1 protein-coding gene is annotated in these 388 nt (G+C 78.6%); it reads left to right on the plus strand.

Annotated features, from left to right (window positions below; all coding sequences use genetic code 11):
• The coding region (locus A7A76_RS22170) for a DUF4157 domain-containing protein (RefSeq protein ID WP_206413348.1) at positions 1-388 on the plus strand (388 nt) is incomplete at both ends.

A 388-nucleotide genomic window follows, 5' to 3' on the forward strand; every position in this document is an offset into this window, starting at 1 on the left:
GCTGGCGCCGCCGCCGCTGCGCAGCGACGACGCCGCGCCGGACTTCGCCCGCATCGACTGCGGCGGCGCGCGCATTCGCGACGCCGACCTCGCCCGCGCCCGCCTGACCGCGCAGCTGCTGCAGGAACTCGGCCGCGCCTTCGGCCTGGACCTGTCGCGGCTGGAGGTGCAAGTCGACGCCGACGCCGCCATCCGCATCCAGGCGCGCGGCGCCAACGCCCTGCAGGAAGACGCGCGGGTGCTGCTGCATCCGGGCCGCTACCGCCCGCACGAAGCGCAGGGCCGCTACCTGCTCGCGCACGAGACCGCGCACGCGGCCCAGCGCGCGCTGCCCGGCGCCGCGCCCGGCGACAGCGTAGCCGCCGCCGAGGCCGAGGCCGACGCCATC

It is taken from the genome of Lysobacter enzymogenes (assembly GCF_017168095.1).
GTDB classification, from domain to species: domain Bacteria; phylum Pseudomonadota; class Gammaproteobacteria; order Xanthomonadales; family Xanthomonadaceae; genus Lysobacter; species Lysobacter enzymogenes_D.